The sequence below is a fragment of the Pseudidiomarina sp. WS423 genome (assembly GCF_050750165.1).
In the GTDB taxonomy this organism is placed as follows: domain Bacteria; phylum Pseudomonadota; class Gammaproteobacteria; order Enterobacterales; family Alteromonadaceae; genus Pseudidiomarina; species Pseudidiomarina fusca.
The window spans coordinates 126,113-140,877 of the sequence record NZ_JBOJLN010000004.1; the positions used below are offsets into that span (position 1 = coordinate 126,113).

Below are 14,765 nucleotides of genomic sequence, written 5' to 3' on the forward strand. Positions count from 1 at the left end.
AGTAACAGGCGTATAATTTATGCACTTGTTCCTAGCCTTATTAGCTCTCATGGATACCCAGCATATTATTATCGTCGGTGGTGGTGCCGGCGGCCTCGAGTTAGCCACCAAACTTGGCAAGAAGTACCGTAATAATAAAAAGATTTCGGTCACTTTAATCGACCGCAATCTAACCCATGTCTGGAAACCGCTACTTCATGAAGTAGCAGCGGGCGCGCTTGATGCAGACATTGATGGTGTCGATTATCGGGTTCAGGCTGCTCACGCTGGTTTTAACTTCTTACCAGGTGAATTGAATGATATCGATACAACCGCACGTTTAATTAAACTCGCTGCTATTACTGATGATCAAGGACAGCAAATCGTTGCTGCCCGTGAGCTGCCATATAGCACACTGGTATTAGCCATTGGCTCCGTCACCAATGATTTCGGTACCAAAGGTGCCGGTCAGCATTGTTACTTCCTAGATAGTGTCAAACAAGCGGTGCGTTTTCACCATCGCCTCATGAATAAATTCTTATCGCTGCAAGCTGAGCGCTATCCACGTCCTTTAAAAGTAGCCATCGTGGGCGGTGGAGCGACCGGAGTTGAGCTTTCTGCTGAGTTATTTAAATCAGCAGAACTGATTAGGTCGTATGGGTTTGCTGACTTTGAGTTAAATAAACTGCAAATCACCTTGGTTGAAGCCGGACCACGTATTTTACCGGCGCTACCGGAGCGTATTGCCGCAGCTGCGCAACAGGAGCTAGAAAAATTAGGCGTACGTATTTGTGATAATACGCAAGTGGTTGAAGTAACAGACCAAGGCTTGGTCACTAAATCAGGCGAACTCATCGAGGCTAGTATTAAAGTATGGGCAGCTGGTGTAAAGGCCCCCGATTTTCTTGCCAAATTACCAGGTTTTGAAACCAATCGAGCCAATCAGATAGTGGTTAAGCCGACCTTGCAAGCCAGCACCAATGACGATGTTTTTGTGATAGGTGATTGTGCAGCATTTACCCAAGCTGATGGGTCTAGGGTTCCACCACGAGCACAGTCTGCGCATCAGATGGCGGCCACCGCCTATACCAATATTGTTGCTAAGCAAAAGCATAAACCCTTACGTACTTTTGTCTACAAAGATCATGGTTCATTGGTGTCGTTATCAAGCTACACCGCAGTTGGTAGTCTGATGGGGAACTTAACCAAAGGTGCCATGAAGGTTGAGGGCTGGTTGGCGCGTATCATGTACAAGAGTTTGTATCGTATGCATCAAGTGGCGGTACATGGCTATTTTAAAACCTTCTTATTTATGCTGATCAAGGGCTTAAGTCGACGGTTGCGGCCGCGCTTGAAGCTACATTAATCAGGGTTGAGTGCTTGCTACTCAGCTAGTACAGGTTAAACTGGCAATCTCGCTCATAAAACTCTATGTTTAAACATAAAGTTATCGACAAGAGATTGCCAATGCCCGCGAATCAGATACTGTCACGTTACTGCGTTACCCAACATGTCCAGCAGGTAAACCCTAATGACTCGGTACCCACCAGGGTGCTCTTCGGGCATGGCTTTGGTTGCGATCAGCTTATTTGGACCCCGCTGCTGGCCGAATTACCTTCATCAATAGCCCCCGTTACCTTTGATTTTTGCGGCTGCGGTCGTTCTGACTTTAGTTATTATGATGCTGAAACCTATTCAAGTTTCACCGGCTATGTCAACGATCTTATTGCAGTCATTGAAGCGCTTGAGTGCGGCCCTATTCATTATGTCGGGCATTCCGTTGGTGGCATGATAGGCATGCTCGCATCCATCAAGCGACCTGACTTATTTCGCCAGATTATTGCGATTGGGCCTTCTCCGCGCTATTTGGATACTGATAATTATCAGGGCGGCTTCAAGTTAGATGAGATTAACGAGCTATTGAGTTTAATGGAGCGTAATCATTTTGAATGGGCTGGCTATTTGGCGCCGATTGTGATGAAAAATAGTCACCGACCATAATTGAGTGAGCAATTGCGACAGAGTTTTGCTAACGCCGATCCAGCAATCTCAAGACGCTTTGCTGAATTGGTTTTTTTGAGTGACAACCGTTCACTACTACCACAAATTACCGTGCCCGTGAGTATCTTATATTGCGACGTTGATGTGATTGTACCTACTGCTGTGATTGATTATATGGCAGCTAGAATTCCCCATTGCGATACTGCAAAAATCGGCTGCAGTGGCCACTATCCCCATGTTAGTTCACCGCAATTAGTGCGCGATAAGATCATTGAGTGCCTCTTGAGATGACAAGTACTGTGTCTGATTTTTTTAATCCACAACAGGTGCCAGTAGGATTATTGGCAATCAACGCCGAGCGCCAAATAGTAGATATCAACCAGCCTTTATTAGAGTTACTTGCCTACCAAGTAAATGAGCTAATGGGGCAGTCGATTGATAAGCTGTTCTCGGGTGCTGGGAAACTGTTTTTTTTGACGCATGTTTTTCCGCTGATGCAGCATCAAGGTACCGTTGAAGAGATGTACCTTCGTTTAAAAGATAAACAAAATAATGAATTGCCAGTATTAGTGAACGCCGTCAAATTACCCGCAGCGAACAATGGCTTTGTTATGGTGTTACTGCCGATTCACCGGCGCTTTATCTTTGAAGACCAGCTAGTAGCAGCAAAAAAGGAAGCTGAGCGTGCGCTACGAGAGAAGCAACTGGTGGTGGCAGAATTAGAGCGTGCGCGGGCTGAACTAGAACACAAACATCAGCAATTAACTGAACTAAATAAACAGTTAGAACGTTTAGCAACCACAGACTCATTAACCCAACTGGCAAATCGACGCACCTTTGAGCAGCAATTAGAGCTTGAGTTGGAAAAGGTAAAACGTGGCTATGCCAGTGCTGCGTTGCTGGTGATGGATATCGATCATTTTAAATCGATAAACGATAATTTTGGGCATGCTGAGGGCGATGTTGTGTTACGGCGGATGGGACAAGTCTTAGCCGAGCAGACGCGTGCTATCGATACGGTTGCCCGCATTGGTGGTGAAGAGTTTGCATTGATTGTAAGCGGGGCAAGTTTGGCTGAAGCTGAACAAGCCGCACAGCGCATTCGCGAACTGGTTGAACAGACTGGTTGGGCTCATGGTCAGGTCACCATGAGTATTGGGGTGACCAGTATGCTTGTAGAGGATGATTTAGTAGCGGTCTTGCAACGTGCTGATCGAGCTCTTTATGAGGCGAAGCATAAGGGCCGTAACCGCGTTGAAGTTTCTGCTGAGAATTAAGAACTAGAGTATTGATAACAACGCCTTAGAGGTGCATGTGCGAAACGGAGAGTTAATTCAACAGCTTGCTGATCTTGAAAAGGACCAGCGGGTGCGGGTCTATTCTACATTCCACTTACCTTAGTGCTTTGGGCACTAGCTATCAGCGCAATGTGCCAAAGTACGATGCTTGTAGCAGTTCGGCTAGCCTCGGGTGTTGGTATTTACGAGTTAGCGTCACCGCATAAAAGTTTTCAAAAGCATTGGGCAGGTCAAAGCGTTTGACTAAGAGTCCGCTTTGCAACTCATCGCGCACAACTACTGCAGGCATGACAGCGAGGGCGCCACTGTCGCGAGCGAGTAACCGCAACATGGCCATGTCGTCAGCTTCCGCGATAATTTCGGGGCGCAATTGATGCTGGGTGCAGAAAAACTCAAATGCAGCACGCAGGGGCGATGCTGCACCTGGTACCACCCATCGCTGTTGTTGATAACTAGCGTCTACTTCCGCTGGCAAATGGGCAAGGCGACTAGGGGCAATAACACTCAAGGCTTGGCGCGCTAACAGCTGAGATTGCCACCCCACATCATCACCACTAGCAAGCTCTCGGTTAGTAAGAATCACGTCAAGTTGATGGTGTGCCAATAACTGTTCTAGCTCGGACTGCGGTCGCGCAATGAGCTGAAAGTGAACATCTAAGCCTTGGGTTAAAGGCTTGATAAAAGCATCGACAAAGTTGCGTGACATACTGGATAGCACCCCAATCTTTAAACTAGGCACGGTAGGTGTTCCTTGGCTGAGTAATTGTTGCAACTCTTCGCCGCGCTGATAAATATCCTCAGCATAATTCAGCACCGTACGGCCTAATTCGGTAAGCACCAGAGAACGACCGACACGATTGAACAGAGGTTGGCCAATGGTATGTTCTAACTGGCTAATTTGAGCAGATAAAGCCGATTGAGATAGTGCCAGTTGTGAAGCGGTTGCGGTGAGGTTGCCCTGCTTAGCTACCCGCCAAAAATAGTAAAGGTGATGGTAGTTAAGTCGTGCCATGGGAGTTATTCCTGAGTTTGTCTTAAAGAAAGAGTCACGATAAACCTATCGTTCTATTTTAGCGAACGAATAAATAAAATATATGTATTTTTATAATGTATTTGAATCACGCACAATGCCGCCACTTGCACTAATCTCAACATCAATGGATAACTTTTGGAGGCCATATGCGCTGGCGCATTAGTACCGCTACGATTGCTCTGCTATGTGGTTGCTTTCTGATCACCAGTTTGCTCATAGGTAACACGGGTTGGACAGAGGTTAAAGCCTTTGGTTTTGCGTTAACAACCCTGAGCACTGGATTTGCCGCAATGATCTGCTTTATCGGTTGGGTTGTGTTGCGTTTCGCCGCGGTTCAAGTGCGTGGTGAGCAAGAAGAACACCGGTTTCATCGCTGGTTGGTGTTGGTGTTGGTATCCATTCTGACCACGGCGTTAGCGGATCATTATCTGCTATTTTGGTTGGCTTGGGTGACCGTGAGCTTAAGTTTGCACCAGCTCCTATTATTTTATCCTCAGCGACCTCGAGCACAACTAGCAGCCCATAAAAAATTTATCTTTGCGCGTATCGCAGAGTTATTGCTGGGGGCGGCGCTTATTTGGCTGTGGTATCACACGGGTACCACCCATATCAGTCAACTAACCGAGCAAGGCTCCTTAATGAATCAACAGGTACCTGCGGTGCTGCTGGTACTGGTTGCCTTACTTAAATGCGCGCAACTTCCTGTACATGGTTGGTTATTGCAGGTGGTTGAAGCTCCAACCGCAGTCTCAGCCTTACTGCATGCCGGCATTATTAATCTAGGCGGATTCTTGTTGCTACAATTTGCACCAGTACTTAGCGATGCTCCTCTAGCGCGGTGGTTATTGGCCCTAGTTGCTGGATTGAGCATGTTAGTTGCAGCGGTAGTCACCATGACCCGGATTAGCATCAAAGTACGCTTGGCTTGGTCTACTGTGGCGCAAATGGCGCTGATGTTGGTTGAAATCAGCTTAGGCTACTACACCTTGGCTGTCCTGCATTTACTGGCACATTCTTGCTATAAAGCCTATGCCTTTTTAAGTTCAGGTAGCGCAGTCGAGTTGCGTGAGCGGCAGCGTTTTGTCGGACTAGCGTTACCACCGTTTAGCGCCGTTATTGTTACGTTAGTCAGTGTTTGCAGCTTAGTACTGATCACAGTTATGGAGTTGGATTTGCTTACGTATGTGGCGCCTTGGTTGGCGGTGAGTTTAGCGCTGAGCTTATGGCTAGCGAGCTATTTTGAACGCTTTGCGTGGGCTGAGTTCATACCAGCAATGGCTATCGCCATGATTTGGCTGAGTTGCTATGGCGCGGCACTGTGGTTATTAAAGCTGCATCTAGAGTTTGTTGAGGCTCCGCTTGTCGTTGGGCTGGATCTGTGGGTATCTAGTGTCTTAATCGCTATTACAGGAGTTTACCTATGGTTGTTGTACCGACCCCAAGCAGCCCATAGCAGTAAACTTTTTATCATGTTGAATGCAGGCTTGTACCTGGATGAATGGGCTACTCGCCTCACCTTAACGCTTTGGCCTTTACGAGTATCTTCTGCAACTACCGGAGTACCCCGTTAGTATGTTTACAAACTTCCATTCTAAACAAGAACAAGACGTGACCCGCTTGGCCAATTGGATACAACAAGCGACAGCTACGGTCGCTCCGGTATGGCCACTAGACCGTAGTATTGCTGTTAATCCTTGGTGGCAACAGCGTACCGAATCAATTCACGAGGTTGCGGCAGAGCAACTAGCATGGTTTAACATACCGCTTGTAAAAGGAGCTGAAGGGTTGTTGTCTGAAGGGAGGTTTCATGGCAGCGTGGCGGCATCTTACGATGCGACACAGGCTCAGCGTAAGCTGCGTACCTTACCGTGGTTAACTGAAATTCAGCAACAAATGAGCCAATTCTGTGCATTATGGGTTAATTATCCTGCGCAAGTGGGACAGCACCATGACATCAATCAACGTATGTTTAAACAATGGCTGAAGGTGGTGCGGCAAGACCGTGGCATCGCATTGTTGTTGAATCATAAAAACATACAACAGCATTTAGAGAACTTGCCAGAGGATATTTTCGAGCTTTACCCAATAGCCTTACATCAGCTTCCACTAACAGCAGCACAGTGGCCAATCTATCTGCAGGTACTGCTGCATGATCTGTATGGTTGGGCGAGTATTTTTTCCCAAAGGCGTTGGCAACGAGAGTTAACCCAGCAGCAGGATTTTAATGACGAGCTTAATCAGCTACTAGCGATTCGCTTGGCCTGGGACCTCGTTTGCTGGCAAAGCTCCGATGAGGCACTACAGCAACAATTCAAGCTAACCTGGAGTCATTATTTAGAGCGTAAGCAACAGGTCGCTATACAGTTACAACCGCTGTGGCAACAGCAATCAAAACGCGAGCAGGACTATCAGCAGCAGTTAACTACCCAATTGATGACGCCATCGACAAAGCAATCCGAGAACACGCTGGGTAAACCGCCAAAGCTGCAAGCTGTATGCTGTATAGACGTTCGCTCTGAACCTATGCGCAGAGCGCTAGAGGCGCAGCATGAGGGGATTCAGACCATAGGTTTTGCCGGCTTTTTTGGGTTACCGGTTGAATATCAAGTAAGCGCAGAATTGAGCAAGCCCCAACTGCCGGCTTTACTGGCACCTCAGTGGCAGGTGCAGTTATCCGGTCATCATGAAACGAGTGAGCAGGTGAGTAAAATCTGGCGTTCCGCCAGTTGGCACCGTGCTCACGAGAGCCCTGCAGGGGCTTATGGTTGGGTTGAAATGAGTGGCTTAGCAAAGATTGCTAAATTACTTAAGAAAACCTTAACCTACCAGCCCCAACAGCGTATCGCGGCAAGTTTGGTGAATACTGGGCCGTGGCTGATCACTCGTCATCAACAACCGGTCAGTAACCGTGAGTTAGCTCAAGTTGCTGCGCAAGTGCTAACGGGTATGAGCCTCACCGAAGCTTTTGCCGAGTCAGTGTTGCTGATAGGCCACACAGCATCAACTCATAATAATCCACATGCTGCTAGTTTGGAGTGCGGCGCTTGTGGCGGTCAGTCTGGCGCAGTTAATGCGCAAGTGCTGGCGCAAATCCTTAATGAGCCTTCAGTACGGCAGCTATTAACTGAACACCATCAGATCAGCATTCCCTCTCAGACACGCTTTATTGCAGCGCTTCATAACACCACATTACAGCAGCTACAGCTTTTAAGTGCAGATGTCCCTCAAGATGTGGCTACCTGGATAGCAGCTGCAAATACCCAAGCGCAACAAGAACAAGCCCAGCGATTATTGGGGCAGCAGGCTGCCACAGTCCCCCCTCAGCAATTGTTGCGACAACGGGCAGGAAGCTGGGCAGAAGTTCGTCCAGAATGGGGCCTCGCGCGTAATGCGGCCATTATTTTTGCACCGCGCAGTGTTACTCGCAGCTTGAACTTTGATGGTCGTGTTTTTTTACACGAGTATGTCGCCGAGCACGATCAAGACCAAAGCCTATTAACCCAGTTGTTAACGGCACCTATGGTGGTGGCTCATTGGATCAATATGCAATATTACGCGTCAACGGTGGCACCGCAGCAGTTTGGCAGTGGTAATAAGCTACTGCACAATGTTGTAGCTGATGGGTTGGGTGTCTTTGAGGGGAATGGGGGAGATCTGCGTATTGGCTTAGCACGCCAATCTGTACATGACGGACAAGATTGGTACCATGAGCCGTTGCGACTTACCGTTGTGATTGCAGCAGATACGGTCGCAATTGATCAGGTGATAGCTGCGCAACCGGTCGTCAAACAACTGGTTGACAACGAATGGCTGTGGCTATGGCAGTGGCAACCATCAACAGCAACGTTGCAACAACGCACCGCTACCGGGTGGGTAGCGGTACCTAAAACCTAAATCACCTTATAGAGCCATTGGTCAGAGCGAAATTTATTAGCAACAAGCTGTGCTGATGTCGCTAACTCTGCCGCGCTGTAATTGTCAGTATGGGTTTGATAAAGCTGGGTAAACTGCTCCATAAAGGCGTCGATAATCTGGGCTCGCGGTAAACCGGTTTGACTGCGCATGGGGTCGACCCGCTTGTTAGCACTTTTGGTGCCCTTGTCAGAGAGCTTTTCGCGCCCAGTACGGAGTACTTTGAGCATCTTATCGGCGTCAATGTCATAGGCGAGAGTGGCGTGATGCACAATCACCCCATTAGAAAAACGTTTTTGTGCAGCACCCCCAATTTTACCTTGGGTTGAGGCTATATCGTTTAATGGCACGTAGTGCGCCTTAATTCCCACTTCAGCTAGTGCAGCTAACACCCAAGTATCAAGAAATTGATAGGATCTTTCAATACTCATGCCATCTACCAAAGAACTAGGCACGGTTAACGAATAAGTAATACAGTTACCTGGCTCCATAAACATGGCGCCGCCACCAGTAATGCGCCTAACAACATTGATATTAGCAGCCTTGGCTGCGTCCATGTCTACTTCATTTCTAACCGATTGAAAACAGCCAATAACCACAACTGAATCATCCCAATCCCAAAACCTGAGGGTTGGTCCGCGCGTACCTTGTGCAACAGAGGTCGCAAGCACTTCATCTAGCGCCGCATGTTGTATCGCTGGTAAGGTGACAGGTGGAATCACAGCAAAGTCATGGTCAAACCAGCTGCTGGCTTTGCCTAAAGCGCGACGTACCGCCGTAGCTACTGCCTCAGCAGAGAAGCCAAACATCACCACATCGTCCGCTAGGGCAGCGGTAATGGCCTTACTAATAATGGCATGGCTAGCATCAATGGATAGGCCCACCAACGCTTGGTTAATATGCTCTAGTGCCGTATCAGGCTCCAAAAAGAAATCGCCAGAAATACTAGCTGAGGTAATAACCTCTTGATTAGTTTCAATATCTGCCACTACTAGCTTACCGCCAGGAACTTTAAATTCTCCGTGCATGATGCCACCTCTGCTATTCGTATCCAACGATGTGTAAGTTGCCCTGAGCTTAGCATTTTTAGCGGCTCGAATCTTTGCTCTAACCCGCCTTATTGAATCGCATGTGGTTATTACTGGCAGAACCCTCAATAAGGTCTAAAATTTAAGATGAAAGAGGATAGCAACACATTAGGGAGAAGCATGATGCAACCATACAGATTTTTCACCGCTCTATTAACGCTTGGGCTATTTACCGTTTTCTTGGCCCCGGTCTATGCCGTGGCTGCACAAGGTGGTAGTGCAGTCATGATAGACGATGGTGAGCGGATAAAGATAGAATATTCAGGCACAGATAAGTTACGAATCACTTCTGACTCCGATGACGGCTACATGATCATGCGTGATAACAAAATGTACACCGTAATGCAGCAAGGTGGTCAGACGATGGTTTTTGACTTAACCGCAGCAATAGCCTCAATGAATAAGATGCTTGATCAGGAAAGCGTTTGGGATGAAGAAATTCAGGATGTGCTCGAATTAAGTAATACGGGCAAATCTGAGATGGTGGCAGGCATTAGTGGTGAGGTTTTCACCATGACTTATGTTGATGGACAGGGACAAAAGCAAACCAGCACCATGGTTCTTAGCCAAGAAGATCATATCGTTGCGCTAGCTCGAGCGATGAATGCCATGACTAAATTGATGATTACGGCTAGCGGTCGTCAATTACCGCCCAGCGTGACTAAAATGGAAAAGCAGATTCTAGACCAAGGTTATGGTGTGTTGCGGCAAGGCAGTGAGTTTGTAATTACCAAGAGCTCTGCCACCACGCCGCCCGCAAGTTACTTTGAGCTGCCAGCAAAGCCGATGCAATTACCAGGAATGTAATCCCTTTAGCTCCTACCTTTCTGGCTCTAAACAAGTTCAGGAGGACTAAATCTCACTCCGTTTTGAGCCAGTAGGTGACCGATATGTAGTAAGCGCCCTTCATGATGATGAGGGGCGCTGATAGAAATACCAATTGGTAACCCTAGCTCGTCACATCCGCTGGGGACGGTAAGTACCGGCTGACCGCTTAAGTTATATAAGGCTACAAAAGGGAAACAATAATCCATGTAAGGTATTTGCTCTCCATCTAAAGCTATGCGTTGATGCTGATGATTATGCTGAAATGCTGGGCCTAAGGCGGTGGGGCTGAGAACCGCATCACAAGCCGCAAAACTTCGGTTGAGTTCTGCAATCACCTCACGGCGTCGATACAGCGCTCTGCTCAAATGTTTGAAGTCTAGGCTTAAACCACGTTTTAGCGCAGGAATGAGCGTCAATGAGCTATCTCTGAGGGCAGGACGAAACTTCATGTAGAAAATTTTACGAATCAGCCAGGGTAAATTTTGGGCGATTGAAAAACCGAATAATTCAGCCCATAGCTCCATCACCTGTGCAGCTAGCTGCTTGTCGATAGTAACGGGTTTCAGTGTGGCTCCCTGAGCCACTAATAGCTGCTTTAATTTGCCCAAACCTAGCTGCACTGATTGGCCAGCAGTAAGACCATGAAAGTTATCAAAGTAACCAAAGGTGTATCCGCTTAACGGTCTCCCTTCAAGCTTTAACTGCTGGTCTGGATAAAGCACTCGATAAGCGAGCTCTAAGTCTTCCGGGGCGCGTGCTAACGGGCCAGTACAATTCATCACACTAAAGCCGAGCTTATGCTCAGGTAAAGGGGGGACATGGCCATCATGGCTGTGCCCATTTTCGGTGGGTTTTAATCCGAACAGGCCGCAGTAAGCCGCTGGGTTGCGAATAGAGCCACCGATGTCACTGCCTAGTTCTAGTGCACACAAATCAGCTGCTAACGCGGCAGCACCACCACCAGTGCTTCCACCCGGAGTTCGGGTTACATCAAAAGGATTATTGGCGGTCGGGTAGAGAGGGCCAAAGGTTTGACTATCAGCAAGTAATTGCGGCACATTGGTCTTGCCGAGGATCACTGCTCCGGCATCAAGTAAGCGTTGAACCAAGGGGGACGTCTGCGAACCTTGGTAATTCTTCAACGGCGGATAATTGAGCGTCGTTGCAGTGCCCTGATACAAAAAGCACTCTTTAATAGAAATGGGAACGCCATGCAGCGGACCTAGACGGTTGGCGTTGTCATCGCGCTGTTTCGCTTGCACCAACGCTTGGCTGCGATAGGTATCTATGAAGGCATTCAGCTTTGGATTATGTTGCTCAATACGAGTTAAATAGTGCTCAGTAATCGCGGTAGACGTTAAGTCGCCCGCTTGAATCGCATTCGCTATGGTCGTTGCTGATAAATAGTTCATAGATGCCTTTTGCTGTCAGTTGCCGCTATAGTTTAAAGCGGGCATAGAGCGGATTATGATCAGACACTGCACTGGTATCAAGTGCCGCTGCCTGCTGCAATGACAAATTACGGTAGAAAATAAAATCCAACGGGTGTTGTCGATAGGTTTTAATATGATGAGGATCGGCCATAATGGCGTGCTTGAGGCCGATGCTTCGACAGAAGCGCAATAAACGAAGGCGGCGTTGGCGGCTCCAAACATTAAAATCGCCAGCAACAATAAGCGGCCCTTTGTGATCTAAAATCTCGTTCTTAATCAGCTCAATTTCTTGTGAAAATTGCTGTGTGCGCACAAAGTTAATCGCATGGATATTTACCACTAACAGCGCACCGCCTTCTGCTAGTGTGTGATAAGAAAGCATGTAGCTTTTGTGGGTAGCGAACATGCCCTCGCGCTTTCTACTTAATCGAGCTTGTGCTTCGGTAAACGCATACTGACTGGCTGTGAGCACACCATAAGTAGAACGCCGCATTTGCATATTTGGTGCGACAGCGTAAGACCAATGCGGTAAGAGCCAATTGGTTTTAGAGCTAAGCTTGGCTTCTTGTAGTAGTAAAAATAGGCAAGGAAACTGCGCTAAAAGGCGCATAAGAGTGCGCTGAAACTCGGGTGTATCTGTGAGTTTCTGCGTATTCCAACACAACACGCCAAACTCTTCGCCATGACGAATAGGTTGTTCGTGAAGGAACTGCTCAGGAACCAAAACTTTAGGTTTAAGCAAACGGGATCTCCGAAGGTTCTGTCTTGGCACATCGTACCACCTTCTAGTAGACCTTCTTCTAGTCATTTTGGTTCGGCTTGTTTCTATCTTAGTTGGATACTAACTAAGCTGTAAAAACCGATTGCCGCGATAGCTTTTATTCAACAACGGCGCTGGCAAAGAAGGGTAGAATAATGCAACCCATGGCATTAATGAACCAATAAGGAACACTTTACATGTCTGCACTTTTTCAGCCTTTTCAATTAAAAGACGTAACACTACGTAATCGTATTGCAGTTCCACCAATGTGCCAATATATGGCAGAACAAGGTGTGCCCAATGATTGGCATCTTAACCATTACGCCGGTTTGGCCCGTGGTGGTGCAGGTCTAATCATCGTAGAAGCAACCGCTGTCTCACCAGAAGGTCGGATCACGCCAAATTGTACCGGGCTTTGGAATGATGAGCAGGCACAAGCGTTTGTACCTATTGTCGAAGCTATTCAAGCCGCTGGCGCAGTACCAGGTATTCAACTTGGGCATGCTGGGCGTAAGGCCAGTGCAAATCGTCCTTGGGATGGCGACGATCATATCGCCGAAGCAGATGCCAAAGGCTGGCAAACCCTGTCGCCTTCTGCTATTCCATTTGGCGCTAACCTACCTCGGACGCCTATGGCAATGACCCTCGAAGACATCCAACGGGTACAACACGACTTTGTCGCTGCAGCCGAAAGAGCCCGTGATATTGGTTTTCAGTGGTTAGAACTACACTTTGCCCATGGCTATCTAGGACAAAGCTTTTTGTCGCCTCACGCCAATCAGCGTGACGACAACTATGGCGGTTCGTTCGAAAACCGTGCACGCTTTTTGGTAGAAACTGTGCGAGCTGTGAAGCAAGTTTGGCCAGATAATTTACCGCTCACCGCACGTTTAGGCGTGATTGAATTTGACGGCAACGATGAACAGCAACTTGAAGAAGCTATCGCACTGACCAACCTATTGAAAGCCGAAGGCTTGGATTTCTTGAACGTTAGTATCAGCTTTTCTACCCCAACCGCATCTATTCCTTGGGGACCCGGTTTCATGGCTCCTATCGCAGAACGTATTCGGCATGCGGCAGCCATCCCAGTTGCCTCGGCCTGGGGAATTGATGCTCCGCAACTGGCCGAGCATACAGTTGCCCAAGGTCAGTTAGACTTAGTGATGATAGGACGTGCCCATTTAGCTAATCCGCATTGGCCTTACGAAGCAGCTAAAGCACTGCGTGTGGAGAAACCATCATGGGTGTTGCCAGCCCCTTATGCACATTGGCTAGAACGCTACTGATGCTGGCAACCTTAGCCAACTTAAACCCAGTAAAACGTACTCCCGGGTACGTTTTACTGGGTCTACTCGGGCTTGAAGTTTGCTGATTTGCGCATGCCTGCAGCTCTAATGGCTTCTAATTGATTATCGATGGTTGCTCTATCAAGCCACTGGCCTGCCACCATGACACCAGAGCGTCCGGCGAGCGCTGCAGGGTCTTCCAGCGGATTTTGCTGTAACAACACCAAATCAGCACGGTGACCTTCTGCAACGCGACCGAACAAATCTTTATCGGCAAAATACTCCCCAGCTGCGACGGTTGCGCTGTGTAAAATTCCAGCCAGCGGAATTCCGGCGTCGTGTAATACTGCAATTTCACGTAAGGCTGAGAAGCCCGGAACACTGAATAATTGGGGCGCATCGGTGCCAAAAATCATGGGTACGCCACCGTCAAATAGGGCTCTAATTAGCCGCTGGCGATTGTCTTGTTGAATGGCGGCCGCTTCGGCGTTGAAGTACCCTAAACTTGGCTCTTCTAAGTAATTAAACCAGCCGGCTCGCACTGCTTCAGGTACATAGTCAATTTCTTCGTACTGGCGCAGCTGCTCTATGTCACTGGCACCAATAATCGTAGCCCACAATGCCTGGGTTGGCACCACCGCGGCACCGTGACGCAGGGTTAAGTCAACGAGGTAATCCAGTTCGTATTTACTAGCAGGCCGATTTAAAGCGTCGATGGCTTCCAAGTAGCCGTCTAAGTGGTCAATGGTACGTTGGCCTTCTGTTAATGCCACTTCAAGACCCACGTCTTTCGGTACATGACCAGTAAAGTCGATGTTTGCGTCACGCGCAGTTTTTGCCATTGCTTGATATTCGCTAAGCGTCAGCCCTGGATGGACTTTAAGTAAATCCCAGCCTTGATCACGTTGTTCAATAACGCGTTGAGTGGCCTTTCCTGGTGCGGACGGTTGAGCAGGCTCGCACGCTGCGATAAAGATTAGTAGGGTAACAAGTGTGATGAAGCGAACCATTGTGTTCATGATGTACTCTCAGTTGTCTAGCGCAGGGTATGATTAATCGCGTCGAGGCCGCACGCCTCGCACATCAAAAGGGCTGGTTATGACTATAACAACCATGAAACAAAACTACCAACGCGCAGTACATCTTG

General features: G+C 48.1%; 13 protein-coding genes. 8 read left to right on the plus strand and 5 right to left on the minus strand.

Annotated elements, in window-relative coordinates; translation table 11 throughout:
- The first annotated feature begins 19 nt into the window (after positions 1-19).
- The 4 genes from ACQ661_RS05955 to ACQ661_RS05970 all read left to right on the plus strand — a co-directional run bounded on the left by ACQ661_RS05955 (position 20) and on the right by ACQ661_RS05970 (position 3,257).
- Complete coding sequence (locus ACQ661_RS05955) at positions 20-1,345, plus strand: NAD(P)/FAD-dependent oxidoreductase (protein ID WP_313932727.1); 1,326 nt, start codon at positions 20-22, stop codon at positions 1,343-1,345.
- 101 nt (positions 1,346-1,446) lie between these two features.
- A complete protein-coding gene (locus ACQ661_RS05960; protein ID WP_431667924.1) occupies positions 1,447-1,980 on the plus strand; it encodes an alpha/beta fold hydrolase in 534 nt (177 codons plus the stop codon).
- Positions 1,981-2,271 carry an alpha/beta fold hydrolase gene (locus tag ACQ661_RS05965; protein ID WP_431667925.1) on the plus strand — a complete coding sequence of 97 codons (291 nt, stop codon included), beginning with the start codon at positions 1,981-1,983 and terminating at the stop codon, positions 2,269-2,271.
- Positions 2,268-3,257, plus strand: a complete 990-nt coding sequence (locus ACQ661_RS05970) for a sensor domain-containing diguanylate cyclase (RefSeq protein ID WP_431667926.1) — start codon at positions 2,268-2,270, stop codon at positions 3,255-3,257. The genes ACQ661_RS05965 and ACQ661_RS05970 overlap by 4 nt, the downstream gene beginning before the upstream one ends.
- Before the next feature lie 142 nt (positions 3,258-3,399).
- Here the strand turns inward: ACQ661_RS05970 and ACQ661_RS05975 are convergent, their stop codons facing one another.
- On the minus strand, positions 3,400-4,290 hold the full coding sequence (locus ACQ661_RS05975) for a LysR family transcriptional regulator (protein WP_110076890.1): 891 nt from the start codon (positions 4,288-4,290) through the stop codon (positions 3,400-3,402).
- A 167-nt stretch (positions 4,291-4,457) separates the two neighbouring features.
- Between ACQ661_RS05975 and ACQ661_RS05980 the strand changes: the two genes are divergently transcribed.
- Positions 4,458-5,882 (plus strand): NADH-quinone oxidoreductase subunit L, encoded by a 1,425-nt coding sequence (locus ACQ661_RS05980; RefSeq protein ID WP_431667927.1) that lies wholly within the window; start codon positions 4,458-4,460, stop codon positions 5,880-5,882.
- Position 5,883: 1 nt separating this feature from the next.
- Entirely contained in the window at positions 5,884-8,205 is a 2,322-nt protein-coding gene (locus ACQ661_RS05985) for a DUF2309 domain-containing protein (RefSeq protein ID WP_431667928.1), read from the plus strand.
- Here the strand turns inward: ACQ661_RS05985 and ACQ661_RS05990 are convergent.
- A complete protein-coding gene (locus tag ACQ661_RS05990) occupies positions 8,202-9,251 on the minus strand; it encodes a lipoyl protein ligase domain-containing protein (protein WP_153826592.1) in 1,050 nt (349 codons plus the stop codon). The genes ACQ661_RS05985 and ACQ661_RS05990 overlap by 4 nt on opposite strands.
- 180 nt (positions 9,252-9,431) lie before the next feature.
- On the opposite strand from ACQ661_RS05990, the gene ACQ661_RS05995 reads away from it, so the two are divergent.
- Positions 9,432-10,118, plus strand: a complete 687-nt coding sequence (locus ACQ661_RS05995) for a hypothetical protein (RefSeq protein ID WP_153826593.1) — start codon at positions 9,432-9,434, stop codon at positions 10,116-10,118.
- A 26-nt stretch (positions 10,119-10,144) separates the two neighbouring features.
- Here ACQ661_RS05995 and ACQ661_RS06000 read toward each other — a convergent pair whose 3' ends face one another.
- Together ACQ661_RS06000 and ACQ661_RS06005 are read right to left on the minus strand one after the other, a co-directional pair.
- The gene (locus ACQ661_RS06000; protein ID WP_431667929.1) at positions 10,145-11,551 is read right to left on the minus strand and encodes an amidase; all 1,407 of its coding nucleotides are present in this window, start codon (positions 11,549-11,551) and stop codon (positions 10,145-10,147) included.
- Positions 11,552-11,576: 25 nt separating this feature from the next.
- Positions 11,577-12,314 carry an endonuclease/exonuclease/phosphatase family protein gene (locus ACQ661_RS06005; protein WP_431667930.1) on the minus strand — a complete coding sequence of 246 codons (738 nt, stop codon included), beginning with the start codon at positions 12,312-12,314 and terminating at the stop codon, positions 11,577-11,579.
- A gap of 215 nt (positions 12,315-12,529) precedes the next feature.
- Here ACQ661_RS06005 and ACQ661_RS06010 point away from each other — a divergent pair, with 215 nt between their 5' ends.
- Positions 12,530-13,618 (plus strand): NADH:flavin oxidoreductase/NADH oxidase, encoded by a 1,089-nt coding sequence (locus ACQ661_RS06010; RefSeq protein WP_431667931.1) that lies wholly within the window; start codon positions 12,530-12,532, stop codon positions 13,616-13,618.
- Positions 13,619-13,680: 62 nt separating this feature from the next.
- Here ACQ661_RS06010 and ACQ661_RS06015 read toward each other — a convergent pair whose 3' ends face one another.
- Positions 13,681-14,637 (minus strand): amidohydrolase family protein, encoded by a 957-nt coding sequence (locus ACQ661_RS06015; RefSeq protein ID WP_431667933.1) that lies wholly within the window; start codon positions 14,635-14,637, stop codon positions 13,681-13,683.
- Positions 14,638-14,765 lie beyond the last annotated feature (128 nt).

Bases quoted from the DNA above. Each gene is read 5' to 3' on its own strand.
- ACQ661_RS05955 (WP_313932727.1), top strand. From the start codon at position 20: ATGCACTTGTTCCTAGCCTTATTAGCTCTCATGGATACCCAGCATATT.
- ACQ661_RS05975 (WP_110076890.1), bottom strand. From the start codon at position 4,290: ATGGCACGACTTAACTACCATCACCTTTACTATTTTTGGCGGGTAGCT.
- ACQ661_RS05990 (WP_153826592.1), bottom strand. From the start codon at position 9,251: ATGCACGGAGAATTTAAAGTTCCTGGCGGTAAGCTAGTAGTGGCAGAT.
- ACQ661_RS06015 (WP_431667933.1), bottom strand. From the start codon at position 14,637: ATGAACACAATGGTTCGCTTCATCACACTTGTTACCCTACTAATCTTT.
- ACQ661_RS05985 (WP_431667928.1), top strand. From the start codon at position 5,884: ATGTTTACAAACTTCCATTCTAAACAAGAACAAGACGTGACCCGCTTG.
- ACQ661_RS06010 (WP_431667931.1), top strand. From the start codon at position 12,530: ATGTCTGCACTTTTTCAGCCTTTTCAATTAAAAGACGTAACACTACGT.
- ACQ661_RS05960 (WP_431667924.1), top strand. From the start codon at position 1,447: ATGCCCGCGAATCAGATACTGTCACGTTACTGCGTTACCCAACATGTC.
- ACQ661_RS05980 (WP_431667927.1), top strand. From the start codon at position 4,458: ATGCGCTGGCGCATTAGTACCGCTACGATTGCTCTGCTATGTGGTTGC.
- ACQ661_RS05995 (WP_153826593.1), top strand. From the start codon at position 9,432: ATGATGCAACCATACAGATTTTTCACCGCTCTATTAACGCTTGGGCTA.
- ACQ661_RS05970 (WP_431667926.1), top strand. From the start codon at position 2,268: ATGACAAGTACTGTGTCTGATTTTTTTAATCCACAACAGGTGCCAGTA.
- ACQ661_RS06000 (WP_431667929.1), bottom strand. From the start codon at position 11,551: ATGAACTATTTATCAGCAACGACCATAGCGAATGCGATTCAAGCGGGC.